Raw genomic sequence first — 19,602 nt, forward strand, 5'->3', positions numbered from 1 at the left:
CACACTTCACACGAGTAAGCAGCCCGGGCCACACCCCCAACAGGACCCAGGCCAACAGGCGGCCCCGCCACCCCCAACACGACGGAGCCGCCACCACACCCAACAACCCTACAAACCACAACCAAACCCCAGCCGGACCAACCACACACCGCCAGCAAACAGCAACCCAGCCCGACTTTAATGCAGAGAAAGCCGAGAACGGGATTGCGATCGGCCTTGACGGTCGCTGCCGCGTCAGGCATCCACAATCGCCAAGTCTAAAAGCCAAAAGCGCGGGCATAGGCAACCCGCTTTCGGCAAAACAGACCACAAAACCCAAACACAAAGCTCCAACACGAACAAAAGGCACACCAGGTAAGCGCAGCCACCGACTACCATCTTCCAATCACAACCTAAAGCAAGAGTGTCATCTTATCCCATCAGCATCGATCCCTAAGTCTGCATCAACCTCGATAGATGTGTCCAGGCTCTGATCAACCCGGCAAAGCCAACGATAGAGTTCGTCTCTGGCCGTTTTTCCACATTCAAGCAACTCGCATTTGCTGTTTTATGCATTGCATCTGTCCTAATCTTCGCCTCACCCGCCAAAGACGCAAAAACTGATGACAAACCAGGAATCGCTCATCAGCCCATCAATTCAGCCACGGAAGGCCGAAGCCGTCCAAGTATAGGATCTGCAGAGACAATGCACGATAGAGAAGTCGAGGCGGATCAGGAGCCCCGCATGCAAGAACCAGGCAGATCGGTCGCGTATGAGTGCTTTCGCGCCGTATACCATCCCTGCTTTGGCCCATGAGAGGCATTCTGGCAAGATGGTCCATTCACTGGAAAAGCAGTCACTGCGCTGGGTATGCGACTCTGCCGCTGTCTTGGCGCCAACCATTCCGCGAGAAGGGGCCATCAGCCATTAAATGGCTTGATCCATGCAGATCAGTCTGAAGCGTACAAGACCCATCGTCCTGGTTCGGCTGTATTGCTCTAACTCGACCAATGCCTCAACCTGAATGGATTGATGAAATAAGAACCACGCAAGAAAGACAACCGCTCTGGCCGTCGGATCTGATGGCTGCCGCAACCACAACAATCCGCAACGACCGCCACCAGCACATCCCGATTCTCCAATAAGCGTCTCAGCCACTGCTTTGATGGTCAACCGCTCATGTCCTCATAGGAACTACGCGGATCCTGGACACGGTCCCTGGTGCCCTCATGACTGTAGCAACCCGCTAAGCGCTATAATTACTTCCAGCAGCATAGTCGGCCCCTGCTTCGCTGGTCGTCGTGCGCGGCCACTAGATATTTGCCGCAAGGAGGGGGTCATGACCGATACACACGTACGATCCGCATCACCCACAAACCAGCTCCGACGGAAACATGGGCAGGAGCATGAGTGCTTCACCTTTGCCCCGTCCCAGATCTGCCTGACCCCGGGCAGTACCTATGCTGATGCCCAGCAGGCCGGTGCGGACTACCTGCTCAGCCTGGATCCTGACCGTCTGCTGGCCCCATACCGGCGCGAGGTCGGCCTGCCCCACCAGGACAGCCCTTACCCTAACTGGGAATCCATGGGCCTGGATGGCCATATGGGCGGCCACTACCTATCCGGCCTGGCGGCATACTGGCAGACTCTGCTCGATCACCGCTTCCTGGCAAGGGCAACCTATATGTTGACTGTCCTGCGTGAATGTCAACGAGCCTCCGGCGACGGCTTCCTAGGCGGCATGCCCCACAGCGCCGAGCTCTTCCGAAGCCTGCGAAAAGGCCATATCCAGGCACAGTCATTCGATCTGCAAGGCGCATGGGTTCCCCTCTACAACCTCCACAAGCTCATGGCGGGTCTATTGGATTGCTGGCAGGCCTTCCAAATCCCTGAAAACAACAGCCAAGCAGCAGATGCCTCCGCCATGGCCCACGACATGGTTCTGCAGCTGGCTGACTGGTGGTGCAATCTAGCGGACGCCATTGCCGAGCAGGATTTCCAAACCATGCTGTCTTGTGAATACGGAGGATTGAACGATGTCTTTGCCCGTCTATACCAGCTGACCGGGAGAGAACGCTATCTGCGCCAGGCCCGCCGCCTGACCGACCAGGCCTTCTTCGAACCGCTGGCCGGCGGCAAGGATCGGCTTACAGGCCTGCATGCCAACACGCAGATCCCCAAGGTCCTGGGTTACGAGCGTCTGTTTGAGATCACCCGCGAGAAAACCTATCGCAGGGCCGTAGACACCTTCTGGCATGGGGTGGTGGACCGGCGCACGGTCTCCATCGGTGCCCACTCCGTCTCGGAGCATTTCAACCCGCCGGACGACTTCTCCGCCGTGGTCACCTCCCGGGAAGGCCTGGAGACCTGCAACAGCTGCAACATGGCCAAGCTGGCCCTGAGCCTCTATAGGCGCACAGGGCAGGCCCGATACCTGGATTTCTACGAGCGGGTGCTGGTCAATCATCTGGTCTCCACAGTAGGCATCCACGAGCACGGCTTCGTCTATTTCACCCCTATGCGTCCACGGCATTACCGGGTCTACTCCAGCGCCCAGCGCTCCTTCTGGTGCTGCGTTGGCACAGGCCTGGAGAATCACGCACGCTACAACAGCATGATCTTCGAACGCCAACCAGGAAATGAGCCCGGCAGCAAATCCGAGTCCCTGGTGGTCAACCTCTTCATTCCTGCCGTCCTGGACTGGTCCGCCCGCGGACTGTGCGTCGGACTATCCTATGCTCCCGGCCCCGGAACAACCAACCTGGGCCGTCTGGACCTGGAAGGCCCGCCGGAGGAGCAACAGATCCTGGACCTTTATCTGCGTCATCCCTGGTGGCTTGAGGATGCCAGGTACCGGGTCATGCAAGGACAGCAGGCCCAGCTGACCGTCGAGCCAACGAGGTCCGATTCAAACAGCAGCCCATGCTTCGACCATTTGCGCCTGACCTGGACTGGACAAGCAACTTTGGAGGTGGCCCACCGGGTCCGGGTGACTGCCGAGCCCCTGCCTGACGGTTCGGACTGGATCAGCCTGCTGCGCGGTGTCAAGGTCATGGCTGCCCGCAGCGATGACGCTGATCTGGAGGGCCTGAAGGCAGACGACTCCCGAGCCGGTCATATCGCCGCCGGTCCTCTGCGCCCGCTTGGCGACCTGCCCCTGCTCCTGGGAGAGCCCAAGGACTTCCTTCTGCCCCACCCCCAGGACGACGGCGCCATCGAGGTGGCCGTCGCCAGACCGCACGCACCAGCCCGGAAGGCGGAAGGGGACCCCGAGTGGACCGAGTCGCGCCTGTTGCTGGTCCCCTTCACCTCTATAGAGGCCTCCAGGTACTCGGTTTATCTGCCTTGGGCACAGGATTGGGATAAAGACCGCGTTCATCGCACCTTGAAAAACATTGATGTTCAGGAACAGGCCCATGAGCGTCAGATTTGCGATCAGGTGAACTGCGGATCCCAGCAGTCCGAGATCGACCATGAATATCAGGGTCGGAATGACCGGCAGGAGCTGATCGAAGGAGCGAACACCCGTCGCGCACTGACTGGCGGCTGCTTCTCCTACCGGCTCCATGATGCCACTGGGAAAGCAAGGATGCTGGAGGTGGCCATGCGCAGCCAGAACAGCACAGCTCATTATTCTCTGCGAGCGGAAGGCTTGGAGCTGGGGCAACCAGTCAGGAGCCATGAGCACGGCACGGTCCTCGACCGGTACCCCCTGAATGGGCAAGGCTTGAATGCCCTGCCCGACCGGTCTGTCAGGGTGAGGATTCAGGCTGGCAATGAGTGCCCCACCCCTGACATGCTGACCCTGGCCCTGATCCGCGGCTGAATCGCAGGCCCTTCCCCATGCAGAACTGACAGGGCTTCAAAGCAAGGCTGAGGGTGGCATCGGCAATTCCCCCGTTGCGCACTGCCCACTGCATACCCACCATATATATGGGTCGACCGCCTGACCGGGCGAAAGGCGATTCCTTTTATCGCGGTCAGGCGGTCGATGCTTTTCTCGGGAACCTAGTGCTGGTCGTCAGGCTTGGCGTAGATGAACTTGTTGCAGATCAAGTACACGATCAGGCCAAGCAATGCTACGGCAGCGCCGATCAGGAGCAGGTTGCTGTAGTTGGCCGCCAGGCCGGTGGCGCCCATGATGCTGAAGCCTTCCAGGCTGGTCTTGCCCATCAGGCCGCCGATGATGGCGATGCCGATGGAGCCGGTGACATTCATGACCAGGTCGTTCATGCCCACGCCGCGGCCTGACTGCTCCTGTGGCAGGGTGTCAAGCACGGTGGAGACAATAGGCGAGTACATGAGGCCGACGCCGGCGTAGTAGACGCAGGCAGTCAGAGTCAGAGCCAGAAGGCCGGAATTGACCACTAGGGCTGATCCGGCGAAGCCTAGTATCATCAAGCAGGCAGCGATGATGATCGCTGTTTTGCGACCGATTTTGTCCACGATGGCACCCGAGGTGGTGCCCAGCACGGCGGCTACCAGGAATGCCCAGACCACGTGCAGGGAGACCGTGGAGGTCGGCACCCGGTAGACGTCACGCCCGATGGCGTTGAAGATGGGCGACATGCAGTAGTTCATGAAGTAGAAGATCAGGATCAGGGCGATGCCCATCAACCAGCGCTTGTTGCGGAAGAAGGCCGGGGTGATGAAAGGGCTGCGGGCCCGGCTGATATACAGCCCGAAGATCAGGTAGCAGACCGCGGAGGCCACCAGCAGCCACCAGGCGGCATATGAGAAGAAAAGAGTCAACAAGGCCGTTGCCAGGCCGAAAATGACAAAGCCCAGCCAGTCCACCTTCTCGCCATTGCCACCGCCGGTGGGCAGGCTCTTGAGCAGAACGGGCAGGAAGAAGATCGTGACCGCAGGAATAAGGAACAGGTACTGCCAGGCCAGCGAGCTGAGCAGACCAGCAGCGAAGATGCCGATGGCTGCAGACACCTGGTAGCCTGCCGTGAAGATGCCAAAGAAGATCACTTTCAGCGAGGGCTTGAGATATTTGGTCGCCACGACCAGGTAGGCCGAGCCGGCCACCTGCTCCCCGGCGGTCTGCAGCAGCCGGGCCGCAATCACATTCCAGATGTTGGGGGCCATAATCGTGTTGGCCACATACCCGTACACGGACCCCACGAACAATATGCACAAGCCAAAGGTGACCAGCTTGCGCAGGGAGACGAAGTCGCCCAAGGAACCGTAGATGAAGCAGACGATGCCCAGGACGATGCTGGGCAGGGCCGTGATCAGCGAGGCCTGATCAGGTGCGCCCGCATCCTTGCCGACTTGCTGGAATACCAGGTTGAAGCCCTGCAGGCACAAGGTGCCCAGGACAAAGGTGATCAGCAGCAGGATCAATGATCGTACGGCTGTCGAATCCTCGGTGGGTTGTTCTTCGGACATAATGTCTTCAATACTCTTTCTCTTGCGTGAACTTGCCGGGGATGGCGGACATCACTCGGTCTGGGAGGCCAGACTGGTGATGCGGGTCATGAACTCGTTCAGGAAGCGGGGCACATCTACGTCGACGGCCACACGCATGGTCTTGTGCGGATCATTGAGCCGCTGCTCGTCCCCGATGGTGCGCCCGCGCGTGGCCCCTTCGGTCTCGACCTTCATATTCATAGGCAGGGTGGTGACCAGGGTCGGATCCACGGCCACGCCCACGGCCAGCGGATCGTGCAGGCCACAGCCTCCCAGGTGGGGCGAGGTGGTCTCATAGGCCTTGATATAGAAGTCGGTCATATCCGCCAGGAAGGTGCCTGCCGCAGTGCCCAGTTGCCGCCAGCGGGCGGTCTCCTTGTAGGTGAGCAGAGTCTGCAGGGTCACGTCCAGACCGACCATGGTCACGGGCGCGCCGGAGCGGAAGAGCGCATCTGCCGCGTCCGGATCCTGGGAGATGTTGGCCTCCTGCCAGGCATCCACATTCCCCGGCACGGTCAGAGCACCGCCCATAAGCACAATGGAGCCAATGCGCTGGGCTATATCGGGCTCCTTCGCCAGGGCGGCGGCGATGTTGGTCATGGGGCCTGTGGGCACGTATATTAGGTCCTTGCCGTAGGTGTTGACTGAATCGATGATAAAGTCTACAGCCGACTGCGTCTCCGCCTTGCGGTGCGAGTCCGGGATGGCCGCGTCGCCGATGCCGTTCTCGCCGTGAATGAAGACGGAGACAGGCAGCACCTTGAAGGAGTCGGCTTTGGAGGCGTGGGGCAGACCCGGATAGACCTTGACCTCCGGGTGTCCCAGCAAGTCGGTGATGGCCAGATCATTCCGGATGCCCTGCTCCAGCAGAACGTTGCCATAGGTACCCGTTATGCCGATCAGCTCAACTTCGGGGCTGCCCAGGGCGTAGGAAATAGCCAGAGTGTCGTCGACACCAGTGTCCAGATCGAGAATCAGCTTGCGCATGCAATGCTTCCTTTCGTCGCCATGGCTGTATAGAACCATGGCCGTAAGCACCCACGGCGTTCTTGGCGCGCATACGAGTTTACCATAGGTTGGACCGGGCTGTTTCGCCGCTCATGACAGGAACTAGCCGTGGACAATATCCTCAGATGCTCATGGCTTCGGCAACCAGAACTCAGGTGACGAGTCCGGCATCTGCCTTCTGGCTGATTGCACTGTCCATAATGACAAGCCGGACGCACAAGCCGCTCTCCCAGGTGCCTATGATGACTCTGATTCTGCCCGGATGAGCTGGCGAAAGGGGTACCCATGGCTCCAAGGGAAACGAAGGCATCCACAACCACGCTCCAAGAACGTCGACGCAACCTGCAGCTGATGGTCTCGCTAGGCGTGCTGGCCGGAGGCCTCTACGGCTACACCCTGACCGTCATCTCCGGAACGCTGGTTGGCATGAACCTAGGCTCGGGGCCGGACGGGCACCTGACGGCCGGCGAGCAGGGCATGGTCACCTCCGCTTTATTGATAGGGGCGGCGCTGGGATCCTACCTGGCAGGCAGGCTCAACGACCGCTTGGGCCCCAGACTCATCATCCTGACCGGCGCCCTGCTGGCCATCCCCGGAGCTCTGCTGAGCGCCCTGGCCCCGAGCCTGCCCCTGCTGGAACTGGGGAGGTTGGTCATCGGGGTCGGCATAGGCATGACTTCGACCATTGTGCCCATCTACCTGGCCGATATGGTCGGCACGGTTGAACGCGGACGGGTGGTTTCGGTCAACTCGGTCATGATCGTGGTTTGGCAGCTGCTGGCGGTCAGCGTCAACGCCATCATGAACCGGATGGGCGCCGACTGGCGGACCATGCTCTGGGCAGTAGTGCCACCAGCCGTCCTGCTGGCTTTGCTGGCATGCTTCCTTCATGACAGTCCGGCCCACCTGATCCGCCGAGGCGAACAGGACCAGGCGGCGGCCTTCCTTGAGGCTACACGCGACGAAAAAGAGGCCCGGGAGACCATGCAGGAGCTTTCACAGCCCAAGAGTGCGACAACCGCCAGCTTCAAGGCCCCCTGGCTCCGGCGGGTGCTGATCGTGGGCATCGGCGTGGCTATGATCAATCAGCTGACCGGGCTGAATATAGTCAACTACTACGCGCCGACCATCTTCACCGATACCCTTGGCTTCGACCCCTCCCTGTCCATGGTCGCCACTGTGCCCGTCATCCTGGTCTCCGCCATAGCGGCCACCATCGGAGGACTGGGGCTGATTGACCGATTCGACCGCCGCGCCATACTGGCCGCGGGACTTGCAGGCACCATCGTCTTTCTCGCCGCCATCGGGGTCTGCTACCGGTTCGTCGGCGCCCCCGGCTCCGAATCACGAACGGCCGCCTGGATCATGATCGGCATGATGATGATCTACGTGGTTTTCGTCCAGGGCCTGGTAGCCCCGGTCACCTGGCTGCTCCTGTCCGAGATCTTCCCTCAGGAGGTCAAGAGCCGCGGCATGGGCTACGCCAACGTGGCCATGAACCTGACCAACTTCGGACTCTCCCTGGTCTTCCCCACTCTGCTGGCCCGGCTGGGCGGCACCGGCGCCTACCTGCTCTTCGCCCTCATCAATGTATGCGCCTTGGTTTTCGCCTGGGTCATGGTGCCCGAGACCAGGGGCAAAAGCCTAGCCCAAATCGAGCAGGAGGCCCGAGCCCGTGCATGAAAAGAGGGCGAAGCCGGATGCCGGCCCGCCCTCAATGGGCCTGATGCTTCAGATGCCGAAGACCTGCTTGGCCAGCTTGGCAATAGTGTCGCCACCCAGCTCCGCGACATCGTTCTTGCACTGGTTTATCTTGCCAAAGAGCTGGTCCGCATCGTTGTAGGACAGGGGCTTGCCGATCTGCTTGGCCAGGTCCACTAGCTGGTCGATGGTCTCCAGGTTGCTCAGCTTCTCTACCAAGGTCTTCTCGTCCATGAATCACTCCTCTGTAAGCGGCGGTGCAGGTACCGGGGGCCTTACGCCATCGATGCCCATCTTTTCCCCTCCCATCATAGTCAACGACCGGATGAACCGGGCGCGCAAAGGGCTCAAATCAGGTCGTAAGAAAAATCGTGGATCTGGTCCAGGGCCTGCCGGCTCTCCACCAGCCAGGTCATGGCCACTGGATAGACGTGTCCCAGGGTCTGCAGGCGGTTGGGTCTCGGGTCCTGCAGCTCGAAGTCGCGGCCCTTCCTGCACAGAATCTCGGCCAGCTTCAGAGCGTCACCCTGCAGAAAATCGTCGGCGCTAGTGTTCAGGAAGACCGGCGGCAGGTGAACCATGTCGACCAAGGTCGTCAGGTCGGCCACCTGGTCGCCCCCAGCATGCATGAAGCTTCTAAAGAAGGATGGAGCAACGATTGCCAGGTCATCGGTGGGCGAACCAGTTGGATGGAAGTCTTCCAGGTCCGCCGATAAGTAAGGAGTCAGATCGAAAAGCCCTGAGACGAAGGCAGCGCCCCGAGGCCGCAGACCGGCAGGTTTCAGCCCCAGCCTCTGCGCGAATTGGTCATCGGACTCCACTGCCAGCGTATAGAGGGCCAGCGTGCCTCCGGCCGAATCTCCCGTCAGAAAGATCCGATCAGGCGAAACCGGATACGCGTCCAGGTGGTTCTTTATCCAGGTCAGAGCCGTCAGCATATCACCCAGCTGGCCCATGAAGTCCGTGCTCGGGACCAGTCGGTAGTTGACTGAGAAAACCGCAAAGCCGCGCTGGGCCAGGTGGGTGCAGAAGTTCCGGTTGAGCTCCTTGTAGCCGTACATGAACCCGCCGCCGTGGATGTCGATGTAGACCGGGGTCACCTTGCCGTTGCGCAGCAGGGCATCATGAGGAAGGTAAAGATCCAGCTTGTGGGCCCGCAGACCATCGTCCACATAAGCGATGTCGTTGAGGCAGTCCACTCCCTCGGGCACCTGCCAGTGACGGGAGCGGAGAGCATCCATGCGCCCGAAAGTCAGCCGGGAGCCCAGAACGGCCTGGACTATATCGGCACTGCAGCCATCCAGGTCCCCGTCAACTTCGGTCCAACCCTCCAGGAGTTCACGTTCCTCGTCGGTTACAGTCATCTCTGAATCGTTGCTCATCATTCAGCCCTCATATCTTCCAGCTCTACGCCGTTGGTCTCTGGCAGAACCTTCAGAACGAACAGGAGGCTCAGCGCCGCGAAGACGGTATACAGCAAATATACGTTGCCGGTGCCGATCCCATCCCGCAGCCAAGGGAAGGAGGTGGACACCAAAAAATTCCCGATCCAGTTGAAAGCGGTTGCTACGGCCGCGCCCATGGCACGGATATTGTTGGGGAAGATCTCACCAATGACCACCCACATGGCCGGCCCCCATGTGCCGCAGAATGTGAAGTAGAAGAGGTAGACCGCTACCAGAGTGAGCGGCGCCCACACACCCTTCAAGGACAACCCCGTGGCGGTGACCTGGGCATGGTAGAAGCCGAAGGTAGCGAGAAGAAGGAAGACGGCCATGCCAGCAGAACCGAAGGCCAGAAGCTTTTTCCGGCCGATCCTGTCAATCAACGCCATGGAAATGATCATGGGGACGAAAGCGACCACCGCACGAATAACCGAAATGTTCAACGCTTGCTGCTCAGAAAAACCGAGCGATCGCCAAAGGCTGGAATCATAGTAAAGAATGATGTTGACCCCGTTGAACTGTTGGAACAGCGCCACAGCAATAGCTATCCAGACCACCTTTTTCAGGCCGAAGGTGCGTCCGCGCAGATCAGACAGCCGTGGACTGGTCTCATTGCCAACCGAAAGCCTTATCTGAGCCACTTTTGCCTGTGGATCCCGGGTGCCATTGAGTTGCCTGAGCAGGGTGGCAGCCTCCTGGTCACGTCCTTTCATGACCAAGTACCTGGGCGACTCGGGCAACTTAAAGCAGACAATCAGCATGATCAGAGCAGGGACCAACATCATCAACAGCATCCACCGCCAGGTGGGCAAGGAAAACCACAAAGCCTGGTCAGCTCCACCTGAACTTTTGGCCAGCACATTGTTGACTATAACGGAGGCCAGCATGCCGATGCCCACCGCAAACTGCTGGAAACTGGTCAGGAATCCACGCATTTTCGTGGGCGAAACCTCGGCAATATAGGCCGGTCCGACCACAGAAGCAAAGCCCACGCCAATGCCGCCGATGATGCGGAAGAGTAGGAAACTCCATATTTCCGGAGCGAAGGCCGACCCTATTGAACTGACCACAAAGAGTAAAGCCGCCGAAAGCATGATCTTTACTCGCCCAAATCGGTCAGCCAGTTTGCCAGCGAACCAGGCACCGATCACGCAGCCCAACAGGGCAGCCGATACCGAAATGCCGCTCATGAAGCTGTTAAGGCCAAAACCTGCTTTTGTGCCGGCAATGGAATCCACGGCCCCGTTGATCACTGAGGTGTCGTAGCCGAACAGCAATCCTCCTGTTGCCCCTGCCAGACAGACCAGGATGATGCGGCGTCGCACAGACGGATCAAGAACTTCCGTCACATCACCAGACGATGACGACTGATTGTTATTTTGTGACACGGTCACTCCTTTGTAGCATGACACATCGTTACCACAAAGCTATACATACCCGAGGGTCTGAGAATGTCAATCGGTGACCCGGATACGACATTTTGTGACCTGTCTGCCAGGTGAAATGAAATAATGTACAGACTGCTTTCCTCGGAAAGGAGATGTTCAATGCTGCAAAATCCAAAGGAAGCCCATCAATACAACACAGTGATCAGCCCCGACTTCTTGGAAGAGGACATTTATCCCGAGGGCTATCCAGGCCTGGTCATCGTTCATTATGACAACGACGAATTGGTTAGCGCTCATTGGCACCAGGGTCTGGAAGTGATTCACACCATCCATGGTGGCGGCTCCTTCCAGGTCGAAGACCAGCACTATATGCTCAGGGACAACGATAACCTGCTGATCAGCCCGTATAAGATGCACCAGGGCCGCACCGTCAGCCACAGCAAAGGTTTGGTTAAGATCATCTCAGTCACCTTCAACAATGAAGTCGTAGGTCGGATTTACCCCTTTGCCGACAGGTTTCTTTTCTCGCTCTCCAGTCCCCATGCCAACATGCAAGACCGAAAGAATCTGGACCAGCTGATGATCGGCATCGGCAGCCTGTATGAATATCAGAACACGGCTTCGGCATTTCTGCTGAATGCAACGCTTTATCAATTGCTGCATCTGCTGTACACCAGATTCACCATCGGCGTGCGGCCGCCGGAATCAATCAGATCAGGGCGCAATGTCACCAGGCAGATTCTCGGCTATCTAGCCAATCACCACACCGAGAATCTGACCGAGCGGACTGTGGCCGCCTACTTTGGCTACAGCAGAGAGCACTTCAGCCGTCTATCCGAAAGACCACTGGCTCCACCTTCAAGTCCTATCTGACCAAATTGAGACTGGACGACGCAAGAGCCAATATGGATCGGTCCAGTGGCCCCATAACAAATATTGCCGCCGATGCTGGATTCCCCAATCTGACCAGTTTCACACGAGCCTTCACTCGTGAATACGGGATCACACCCCGGCAATACCGAAGGGGGCATCTCCAGATCGATCAAGCAACGTTACAGACGAACAGCGACGATCTATGCGACAAGTAGCAACACTCATAAAAACGTTTGCCTGATAGACAACAAGTCATGTCATGCCGTCAAACGGACATTCATGCTACTGGTCGCGCTCCTGCCGGTAGAATAATGGAAACAGCGACAGAAAGGCCAAGGATGACAATCGCAACCTACGAAGGCGTATCTGCGCTATCCCTGGGCCTGCCGCCCGCCACCGCCATTCCAGCAGCCAAAGGCGAACTGCCCATAAGGGCCTTCACCACGCGACCTCCCGTCTCCTCACGGCTGCGTCAGCACTTCTCCACCAGCATCGACAAGATCGTCATGCTGGCCCTGCTGCGGCCCGGGACTGTTCCTGTGACGGATGGCGCACACTGCCATGAGGTGCTGGTCATGGCCGTCGGGCTGAAGACCCCCGATGTGCCGGAGGACGTGTTGGAACACATCGCCGCCATGCGCTCCTCAGGCATGGTTTTTATCACCATTCACCAAGGTGAAGAGGGGCTCGTCTGCACGCCGGCCGTCCGCCGGGCCCTGCCTACCAAGGCCGGTCATGAGACCAGGCATACGCTCCACCTAGGCAGGCCCCGCCCTGCCGATCAGACCAGTCTGACCCTGGTGGGCGACGATATGGATCAGCTCTGGGACAGCCTGTGCGCCCAGGTGACCCTGGACCAGACTGACGGCACGGATCTGGACAGCCGACTCGCCGTCCGCGAGCGCATCGACCTGCTCAAGACCCAGGAGGCCAAGCTGGCCGGGGACCATGGCCGGGCCCGGACCACCCAGGCCCGCAACACAGCCTTTGCCAAGCTTCAGAAGGTCCGGGCCGAACTGAACCAGCTTTCCGCCGGTAGTCAGACGGCGCAAAATTAGGACACGGAGTCTAGCCCGGCCTGGTTCGGCCTTATTTGTTCTAGCTCGTTTCCCTAGGATGGTCGGCGGTCTCAGGATGCTCACCCAACTCGGCGCGTTCATCGGGGATATCCTTGTAGGCCAGGTATTTGCGCAGTTCGAAGGCCATGGCCAGGTCGGGATAATCGCTTAGGCGGCGGGGATTGTAGCCTGTCTCTCTGGCCAGGGCATCCAGTCGGTTCTGCATGGTGTTCTTGTGGATGAAAAGCTCCTGGGCGGCGTGGGTGATGCTGCCGTTGTGCCGGATGTAGGCGCTGAAGACCCTCTCGAACCAATCGACACGATCCGGAGGGAGGCCCGCAAAGACCTGATCCACAAAGGTCTGACACTGCTCGGCGGGCAGTGAGGTGATGAGCAGACCCGCGCCCATCTGCTCGTACCGATACCGCTGGTCATCGTCGGTGAATCCGGCCCAGCGCGCGGCGATGCAGGCCTGCCGGTAGCTGTGCCAGTACTGGCCCGGATCCGCTTGGATCATCCCCGCGCCTAGCACCACCTTGGAGCCGACTGCCCGACCGAGAGCCTGACGCAGCGCAGCCACGAACTCATCAAGCTCAGCATCCCCCATCTGCGGCGCATAGATGCGAAAGACCTTTGGGCTCACAGCGAAAAGGGGAACCCCGAAGGACAGACAGGTCTTGCAGAGCCTCTCGTAGAGCCTATCCTGGTTGAGCCTTTCCAGCCGGATACCTGGCGTCCGGCCGACCAGAGCCCGTCGTGGACCCGACAGATCCAGGTCGAGGGCCAGGGCCAGGGCGTTCATCAATTCGTCGTCCTTGTGCTCCAGAGTCAGTAGGTTGACCAAGTTGCTGGTCATGATCCGCCGGTTGAATCTGTCAATCTGCTCCATGTTGGCGCAGAGCATGAGCTCGGTCATGCGCTCGATGATCCCGCCCAGAGCGCCAACCTTGTTCACTGGGCCGGTGATGCCGATGACCGCCACCACAGCGTCATTGAGCACCACCGGCACGTTGACCCCGTCACGGGCGCCCTGATAAGGATGGCGACGATCCACGGCAACGGTTTGGCAGTCAACGGCCGCCTGACGGGCCGCGTCATGGAAGCTGCCTATGCGCGAAGCATCAGTGCTGGCCACCATGGCTCCCTCGGTGTCGAAAAAGTTGATATTGTACTCGGTTACATCCTTGAGATTATCGACGATTGTCTGCGCCGTCGCAGGGTCTATGGTCATGGCGCCTCCTTACGGACATGGTACATGAACCATTTTTGCCATCGTCACCCATCGCTTTTCGAGTATGGGTGCCCTGGCAAAAAGTCCATAACAGAGCCACACTAAAAGCGAGAAAAGAATGGGATCGTTACTGGACTGGCCCGGCAGCTACGACGGTGCCGGCCCTGGTCCCTGGCACAGGTTACGGATCAAAGGAACCGACATGGACATTACCCTGTCATGGTGGGCCGCCCTGCTGGGCCTGGCCCTGGCCATCATCCTCATTCTCAAGAAGCTCAACACCACCTATGCACTCATGCTGGGAGCAATCCTGGGCTGCCTGATCGGCGGCGCCTCCCTAGGGCAGACCGTCAACATCGTGGTAGCCGGATCCCAGAGCGTCATGGGCACGGTTATCCGGGTCCTGGCTGCCGGCGTGCTGGCGGGAGTCATGATGGAGTCCGGCGCTGCCAACCGGATAGCCCGAGCCATAGTAGACGGCTTGGGCGAGCGCATGGCCATCCTCTCCCTGGCCCTGGCCACCATGATCATCTGCGCCGTCGGAGTCTTCATCCCCGTGGCCGTCCTGATCGTGGCGCCCATCGCCATCGAGGTTGGCAGTCGGCTCAGGATCTCCAAGCTGGCCCTGCTGATCGCCCTGTCCGGGGGCGGCAAGGCCGGCAACATCATCTCCCCCAATCCCAACACGATCGCGGTGGCCTCAGGGTTCCACATACAGCCCTCGGCAGTCATGATCGGCAGTTTCATCCCGGCACTATGCGGACTGGCCATGGCCGTCCTGCTGGCCACCATCATGCAGCATCGCGGGCGTATCGTCACCATGGACGACCTGGGCGATGATGCAGCTAAAGCCTCCAAGGACAAGGATCTGCCCTCCTTGGGACGCTCCCTGGTGGCCCCTATCACTGCTGTGGTTCTGCTTCTGCTCAATCCCGTGGGCTCTATTCTGCATATCGGCCTGCTGGAGCGGTTCCAGGTGGATGCCATGTACATCCTGCCCCTGGCATCCCTCCTGGGTCTGCTGGCCATGGGACAGGGCGGCAAAATCCTCACATACACCAGCGCCGGCCTGCAGCGCATGGTTGATGTGGTCCTTATCTTGATCGGAGCCGGGGCCTTGGGCGGACTGATCACCAGCTCCGACCTGCCCAAGCAGATCGTCAGCCTCATCCACGCCATGGGCGTGCCCGGATCCATGCTGGCCCCCATCGCCGGCGTCCTCATGGCCGCAGCCACGGCCTCCACCTCCACGGGCGTCATTCTGGGCAGCAGCTCCTTCGGCAAGTCCATCCTGGCCTTCGGCACCTCGGGGGTGGCTGCAGCCGTCACCATGCAGGCAGGCGCCACGGTCATCGACCAGCTGCCCCACGGCAACTACTTCCACGTCACCGCCAAGTCCATCAACATGACCTTGGGCGAGCGGATGAAGGTGGTCCCCTTTGAGTTCCTGGTAGGCCTGACCATGACCCTGGTGGCCATGCTGGTCTATCTGGTCTTCTGAAATGACGAGTCAGGAAAGGCAACAACCATGAAAATCATCATTGCGCCCGACTCCTTCAAGGGCAGCCTGACCGCCAAGGAGGCTGCAAAAGCCATCGAACGCGGATTGCGACGCAGCCCCCTCAAGGCCGAAATGGTCCTGGTGCCCATGGCCGACGGCGGCGAGGGCACGGTCCAGTCCCTGGTCGATGCCACCGGAGGCCATATGATCCAGGCCCAGGTCACCGGACCCTTGGGGCAGACCGTGAACGCCAGCTACGGCATTCTGGGCGACGGACGGACAGCCGCCATCGAGATGGCTGCGGCCAGCGGCATCCAGTTCGTCAACGAACAGACCCGCGACCCGCTGACCGCCACCACTTACGGCACGGGCGAGCTGATCAGCAAGGCCCTGGACCAGGGAGCACAGGAAATCATCGTCGGCCTGGGCGGATCGGCCACCAACGACGGTGGCGCCGGCATGGCCCAGGCCCTGGGTGCCCGGCTTCTGGACGCCCAAGGGCATGAGCTGACCCAGGGTGGAGCGGCGCTGGCCCGGCTGGACCGAATCGACGTCTCCGGGCTGGATTCCCGGCTGGCCCGCACCCGCATTCGTCTGGCCTCGGATGTGACCAACCCCCTGACAGGCTCCGAAGGAGCATCGGCCGTATTCGGCCCGCAAAAGGGTGCAGACCCATCCATGGTGGCCACCCTGGATGCAGCGCTGGCCCACTATGCAGCCGTCATTCGCAAGGACCTGCATCGGGAGGTGGAGACCAAGCCGGGCGCAGGGGCCGCCGGTGGTCTGGGCGCAGGGTTCCTGGCCTTCACTCCGGCCGTCATGGCCTCGGGCGTCAACATCGTGGTGGAGACCACCCGTCTTAAGGAGCTGGCCTGCGGCGCCGACTTCTGCTTCACCGGCGAGGGCGGCATCGACTTCCAGACCGGTTTCGGCAAAACCCCCATGGGCACAGCCCAAGCCGTCAAGGAGTCCTCCCCCGGCTGCAAGGTCATCGCCCTGGCCGGCAACGTGGGCGCCGGGACCGAAGAGCTCTACAAGGTGGGCATCGACGCCATCTTCAGCATCAGCCCCGGGGCCGTCAGCCTTGAGGATGCCATGGCCAAGGCCGCCGACAACCTATCAGCAGCGGCCGAGAACATCGGTAGGCTCCTGTCCTAATCCAGTTCGGATCAGCTGAACAGCAAAGGGGGTTCCGGATGCCTTGAGCACCCGGAACCCCTGCAGTCGGAACCCCTGTCAGGGCCCCTGCTCGGCATGACCTTCAGCAGCCATGCCGCCAGTTGAAGGAGATCAGTCGAATTCGGTGATGACCGAACGGATGACTTCGCCGTTGACCAGCTGCTTGTAGGCCTCATTGATCTGGCTCAGCTTGATGTCCTGGCTGACGATGTCATGCATGTTCAGCCGTCCATCCACAGCAAAGTCCGCATACATGGGGATGTCATGCTTGATGTTGGTGGAGCCCATCCACACGCCCTTGAAACCGCGCTGGTGGACCAGCAGATCGGCCGGGTTGATCTCCAGGGAGACCGTGGCATCCGGCTTGGTCAGGCCGATCGGATAGGCGGTGCCGCCCACGCCCAGCATGTCCCAAGCCTGCTTCATGGTGACGGGCAGGCCGATGGCCTCAAAGGCCTGATCCACGCCGCCGTCAGTCAGCTCGCGCACCTTGGCCACAGGATCCTCGTTCTTGGAGTTGATAACATCGGTCGCACCGAACTTGCGGGCGAATTCCAGCTTGTTGTCCAGCAGGTCGATGGCGATGATCCGCTTGGCCCCGCAGATTCGGGCTCCTGAGATGATGTTCAGGCCGATGCCGCCGGTGCCGATGACGGCCACGGTGTCGCCGGGACGCACATGGGCGGTGTTGATGGCCGCGCCGGCTCCGGTGATGGTGGCGCAGCCGATGCAGGCGGCCTCATCCCACTTGACCTGGTTGTTGACCACAGCCAGCTGGTTCTCGTGAATCAGGGCCTTCTCGGCGAAACCGCCGGTGCCGAAGGCCTGGGTGATGGGCCGGCCGTCAGGGAAGGACAGACGGGGCTTCTCGCCTTCGCCGCGCACGCACTCCTGCTGCTGAGTGCAGGACTGGGGCTGACCCTTGAGGCAGTTGGCGCAATGGCCGCAGACCTGCTCCAGGGAGGCCACCACATGATCACCCACCTTGATGCCGGACACTTCGGGGCCCACGGCCTCGACGATGCCGGCGATCTCGTGGCCGATCACAGCCGGGAAGGGGAAGAACTTGTCATCATCCTCTACCAGATGCAGATCCGAATGGCATAGGCCGGAGGCCTGCACATCCACCAGGACCTCCGCGCCGATGGGATCGTCAATGATAATCTCTTCGGGCTGGGCAAACCCCTTGCCGATTCCATAGGCAATCGACGCTTTGATCTTCTGAGGCATAAACCATCTCCTAATCACAATGCCGCCGCCGGTTTCATGCCAGGCAGGGCAAAAATACATCGTTGGATACTCTGCTGCGGCCACGGCGGTCCTCAATGCATGCACCGCTGCCACAGACCATTCTCATAATAGCAGGGAGGAGACGGCAATGGCCATTCAAGCCAGTCCGGGGAAAGGCCAGCGGCGTTTCCTCGACTGGGGCTCAGAACATCCATAGAATGGGGTCCATGTGCGGACGATTCGCAGCTGACCTGGACTACTCCAAACTGGCCGAAATCTATGGTGCCCGGCAGGCTCCGGGGCTGCCCAGGCCCTCCTGGAACATCAGCCCCGGGTCGGTCATCGCCCTGGTGGCCCAGGACCGGCGTGGACAGCGGCACCTGCATCCGGCCCGCTGGAATCTGGTCCCCTCCTGGTCGGACAGCAGCCAAATGGCCTATCCTACCCACAATGCCCGGGTGGAGAGCGCCCTGACCAAACGGACCTACTCGGACTCTGCCAGGAGCCACAGGGCCATTATTCCGGCCAGTGGCTACTACGAGTGGACATCCGACCACCGACCCTACTACTTTCAGGCTCCCGACGGCCATACCCTGAGCATCGCCGGCCTTTACTCCTGGTGGAGGGCTCAGCCAGGCCAACCCTGGCTGCTGACGGCCACCATCCTGACGACACAAGCCACGCCAGAGGCATCCCGGGTGCACGATCGGATGCCCCTGCTGATCACTGATGCGACCCTGGGCTCCTGGCTGGACCCAAATGTAGATGGCAGAGCGATCCTGCCCCTGGCTGCAGAGTCTGGGCGCCATGCCTCCGAGGCGCTGATCATGCACCCAGTGGCGCCCCTGAAAGGGGACGGGCCGGAGCTGACTGAGGGCATGGCCCTGGATCAGAGAGTCAAAACGGCTCAGAGGGTGAATCCCAACTCCCGTGCCGCATCAGTGGGAACCGGGTCGTAGGCCCAATACTCGCTCAGGTTCTCATCGGAAGACAGGCTGCGAATCTCAGCCTTGTCGATGTAGACTTCGCCGGACAGATGGTCGGTCTCGTGCTGGAAGATGCGGGCCGGCCAGCCGTGCATGCGCTGGCGGTGCTTACGCCCTGAACGGTCCTCCCAGCTGGCCGTGATGTCCAGCCAGCGCCGCCGAACCGCCTGGAATCCTTCCAGGGACAGGCATCCCTCGTAGAAGGCGGCCGTCTCCTGCCCGATAGGCTCATAGGAAGGGTTGACAATGACCCTGAAGGGCAGTTCGTCAATCTGGCGGGGGTCGTCCTCATCGTCATGGACATGATCTTCGATGACTGCGATGGCCAGGCCCAAGCCCACCTGGGGTGCTGCCAGACCCACGCCCGGAGCCTCAAGCATGGTGGCACGCATGGCCTTGAGCAGCCTGTTCAGCGTCTTGGCTGCCAGCTGACCCTTGTAGGGCCGGGCCTGCTGACGCAGGACTGGCTCGCCCATCTGCACGATGGGCAGGAGCTCTTCCCTGCCAGCCTCGCCCAGCATGGACTCCACCCGGTGATTGAGATCGGCATCGAAGGCCGTTTTCCTGCCGAACATGAACGATTCCGCCTTTCCTGGGTCGTCGA

General features: G+C 60.4%; 17 protein-coding genes. 8 read left to right on the forward strand and 9 right to left on the reverse strand.

Features of this window, described 5'->3' with window-relative positions; all coding sequences use genetic code 11:
- Positions 1-907: 907 nt before the first annotated feature.
- Complete coding sequence (locus J3T93_RS03990; protein ID WP_267401189.1) at positions 908-1,153, reverse strand: hypothetical protein; 246 nt, start codon at positions 1,151-1,153, stop codon at positions 908-910.
- Between the two features lie 166 nt (positions 1,154-1,319).
- On the opposite strand from J3T93_RS03990, the gene J3T93_RS03995 reads away from it, so the two are divergent.
- Positions 1,320-3,806 (forward strand): beta-L-arabinofuranosidase domain-containing protein, encoded by a 2,487-nt coding sequence (locus tag J3T93_RS03995; protein ID WP_267430616.1) that lies wholly within the window; start codon positions 1,320-1,322, stop codon positions 3,804-3,806.
- A gap of 182 nt (positions 3,807-3,988) precedes the next feature.
- Here the strand turns inward: J3T93_RS03995 and J3T93_RS04000 are convergent, their stop codons facing one another.
- Both J3T93_RS04000 and J3T93_RS04005 read right to left on the reverse strand, forming a co-directional pair.
- On the reverse strand, positions 3,989-5,377 hold the full coding sequence (locus J3T93_RS04000; protein WP_267430617.1) for an MFS transporter: 1,389 nt from the start codon (positions 5,375-5,377) through the stop codon (positions 3,989-3,991).
- Between the two features lie 51 nt (positions 5,378-5,428).
- The gene (locus J3T93_RS04005) at positions 5,429-6,385 is read right to left on the reverse strand and encodes a nucleoside hydrolase (protein ID WP_267430618.1); all 957 of its coding nucleotides are present in this window, start codon (positions 6,383-6,385) and stop codon (positions 5,429-5,431) included.
- 306 nt (positions 6,386-6,691) lie between these two features.
- Between J3T93_RS04005 and J3T93_RS04010 the strand changes: the two genes are divergently transcribed.
- Positions 6,692-8,089, forward strand: coding sequence for a sugar porter family MFS transporter (locus J3T93_RS04010; protein WP_267430619.1), 1,398 nt, complete (start codon positions 6,692-6,694; stop codon positions 8,087-8,089).
- A 48-nt stretch (positions 8,090-8,137) separates the two neighbouring features.
- Here J3T93_RS04010 and J3T93_RS04015 read toward each other — a convergent pair whose 3' ends face one another.
- From J3T93_RS04015 to J3T93_RS04025, 3 genes are all read right to left on the reverse strand, one after another.
- A complete protein-coding gene (locus tag J3T93_RS04015; protein WP_211120454.1) occupies positions 8,138-8,341 on the reverse strand; it encodes a hypothetical protein in 204 nt (67 codons plus the stop codon).
- A gap of 113 nt (positions 8,342-8,454) precedes the next feature.
- Positions 8,455-9,489, reverse strand: a complete 1,035-nt coding sequence (locus J3T93_RS04020; protein ID WP_267430620.1) for an alpha/beta hydrolase — start codon at positions 9,487-9,489, stop codon at positions 8,455-8,457.
- Entirely contained in the window at positions 9,489-10,940 is a 1,452-nt protein-coding gene (locus J3T93_RS04025) for a sugar porter family MFS transporter (protein WP_267430621.1), read from the reverse strand. Before J3T93_RS04025 ends, J3T93_RS04020 begins: the two co-directional genes overlap by 1 nt.
- Before the next feature lie 123 nt (positions 10,941-11,063).
- Here J3T93_RS04025 and J3T93_RS04030 point away from each other — a divergent pair, with 123 nt between their 5' ends.
- The 3 genes from J3T93_RS04030 (at position 11,064) to J3T93_RS04035 (ending at position 12,871) form a co-directional block, all read left to right on the forward strand.
- Positions 11,064-11,813 (forward strand): AraC family ligand binding domain-containing protein, encoded by a 750-nt coding sequence (locus tag J3T93_RS04030; protein WP_267430622.1) that lies wholly within the window; start codon positions 11,064-11,066, stop codon positions 11,811-11,813.
- Positions 11,774-12,028, forward strand: coding sequence for a helix-turn-helix domain-containing protein (locus J3T93_RS10025; RefSeq protein ID WP_416378831.1), 255 nt, complete (start codon positions 11,774-11,776; stop codon positions 12,026-12,028). Before J3T93_RS04030 ends, J3T93_RS10025 begins: the two co-directional genes overlap by 40 nt.
- A gap of 123 nt (positions 12,029-12,151) precedes the next feature.
- Positions 12,152-12,871 (forward strand): DUF4391 domain-containing protein, encoded by a 720-nt coding sequence (locus J3T93_RS04035; protein WP_267430623.1) that lies wholly within the window; start codon positions 12,152-12,154, stop codon positions 12,869-12,871.
- Positions 12,872-12,911: 40 nt separating this feature from the next.
- Here J3T93_RS04035 and J3T93_RS04040 read toward each other — a convergent pair whose 3' ends face one another.
- A complete protein-coding gene (locus J3T93_RS04040; protein WP_267401177.1) occupies positions 12,912-14,102 on the reverse strand; it encodes a CdaR family transcriptional regulator in 1,191 nt (396 codons plus the stop codon).
- A 202-nt stretch (positions 14,103-14,304) separates the two neighbouring features.
- Between J3T93_RS04040 and J3T93_RS04045 the strand changes: the two genes are divergently transcribed.
- Entirely contained in the window at positions 14,305-15,603 is a 1,299-nt protein-coding gene (locus J3T93_RS04045; RefSeq protein ID WP_267401176.1) for a GntP family permease, read from the forward strand.
- Between the two features lie 27 nt (positions 15,604-15,630).
- A complete protein-coding gene (locus J3T93_RS04050; RefSeq protein WP_267430624.1) occupies positions 15,631-16,761 on the forward strand; it encodes a glycerate kinase in 1,131 nt (376 codons plus the stop codon).
- A gap of 132 nt (positions 16,762-16,893) precedes the next feature.
- On the opposite strand, the gene J3T93_RS04055 is transcribed toward J3T93_RS04050, so the two are convergent.
- Entirely contained in the window at positions 16,894-18,012 is a 1,119-nt protein-coding gene (locus J3T93_RS04055; RefSeq protein WP_220236959.1) for a zinc-binding dehydrogenase, read from the reverse strand.
- A 227-nt stretch (positions 18,013-18,239) separates the two neighbouring features.
- Here J3T93_RS04055 and J3T93_RS04060 point away from each other — a divergent pair, with 227 nt between their 5' ends.
- Entirely contained in the window at positions 18,240-18,971 is a 732-nt protein-coding gene (locus J3T93_RS04060) for an SOS response-associated peptidase (protein WP_267430625.1), read from the forward strand.
- Here the strand turns inward: J3T93_RS04060 and J3T93_RS04065 are convergent.
- Entirely contained in the window at positions 18,920-19,573 is a 654-nt protein-coding gene (locus J3T93_RS04065) for a peptide deformylase (RefSeq protein WP_220236957.1), read from the reverse strand. The two genes, J3T93_RS04060 and J3T93_RS04065, sit on opposite strands and share 52 nt — an antisense overlap.
- Positions 19,574-19,602: the final 29 nt, after the last annotated feature.

It is taken from the genome of Bifidobacterium sp. B4111 (genome assembly GCF_026537235.1).
Classification (GTDB): Bacteria; Actinomycetota; Actinomycetes; order Actinomycetales; family Bifidobacteriaceae; genus Bombiscardovia.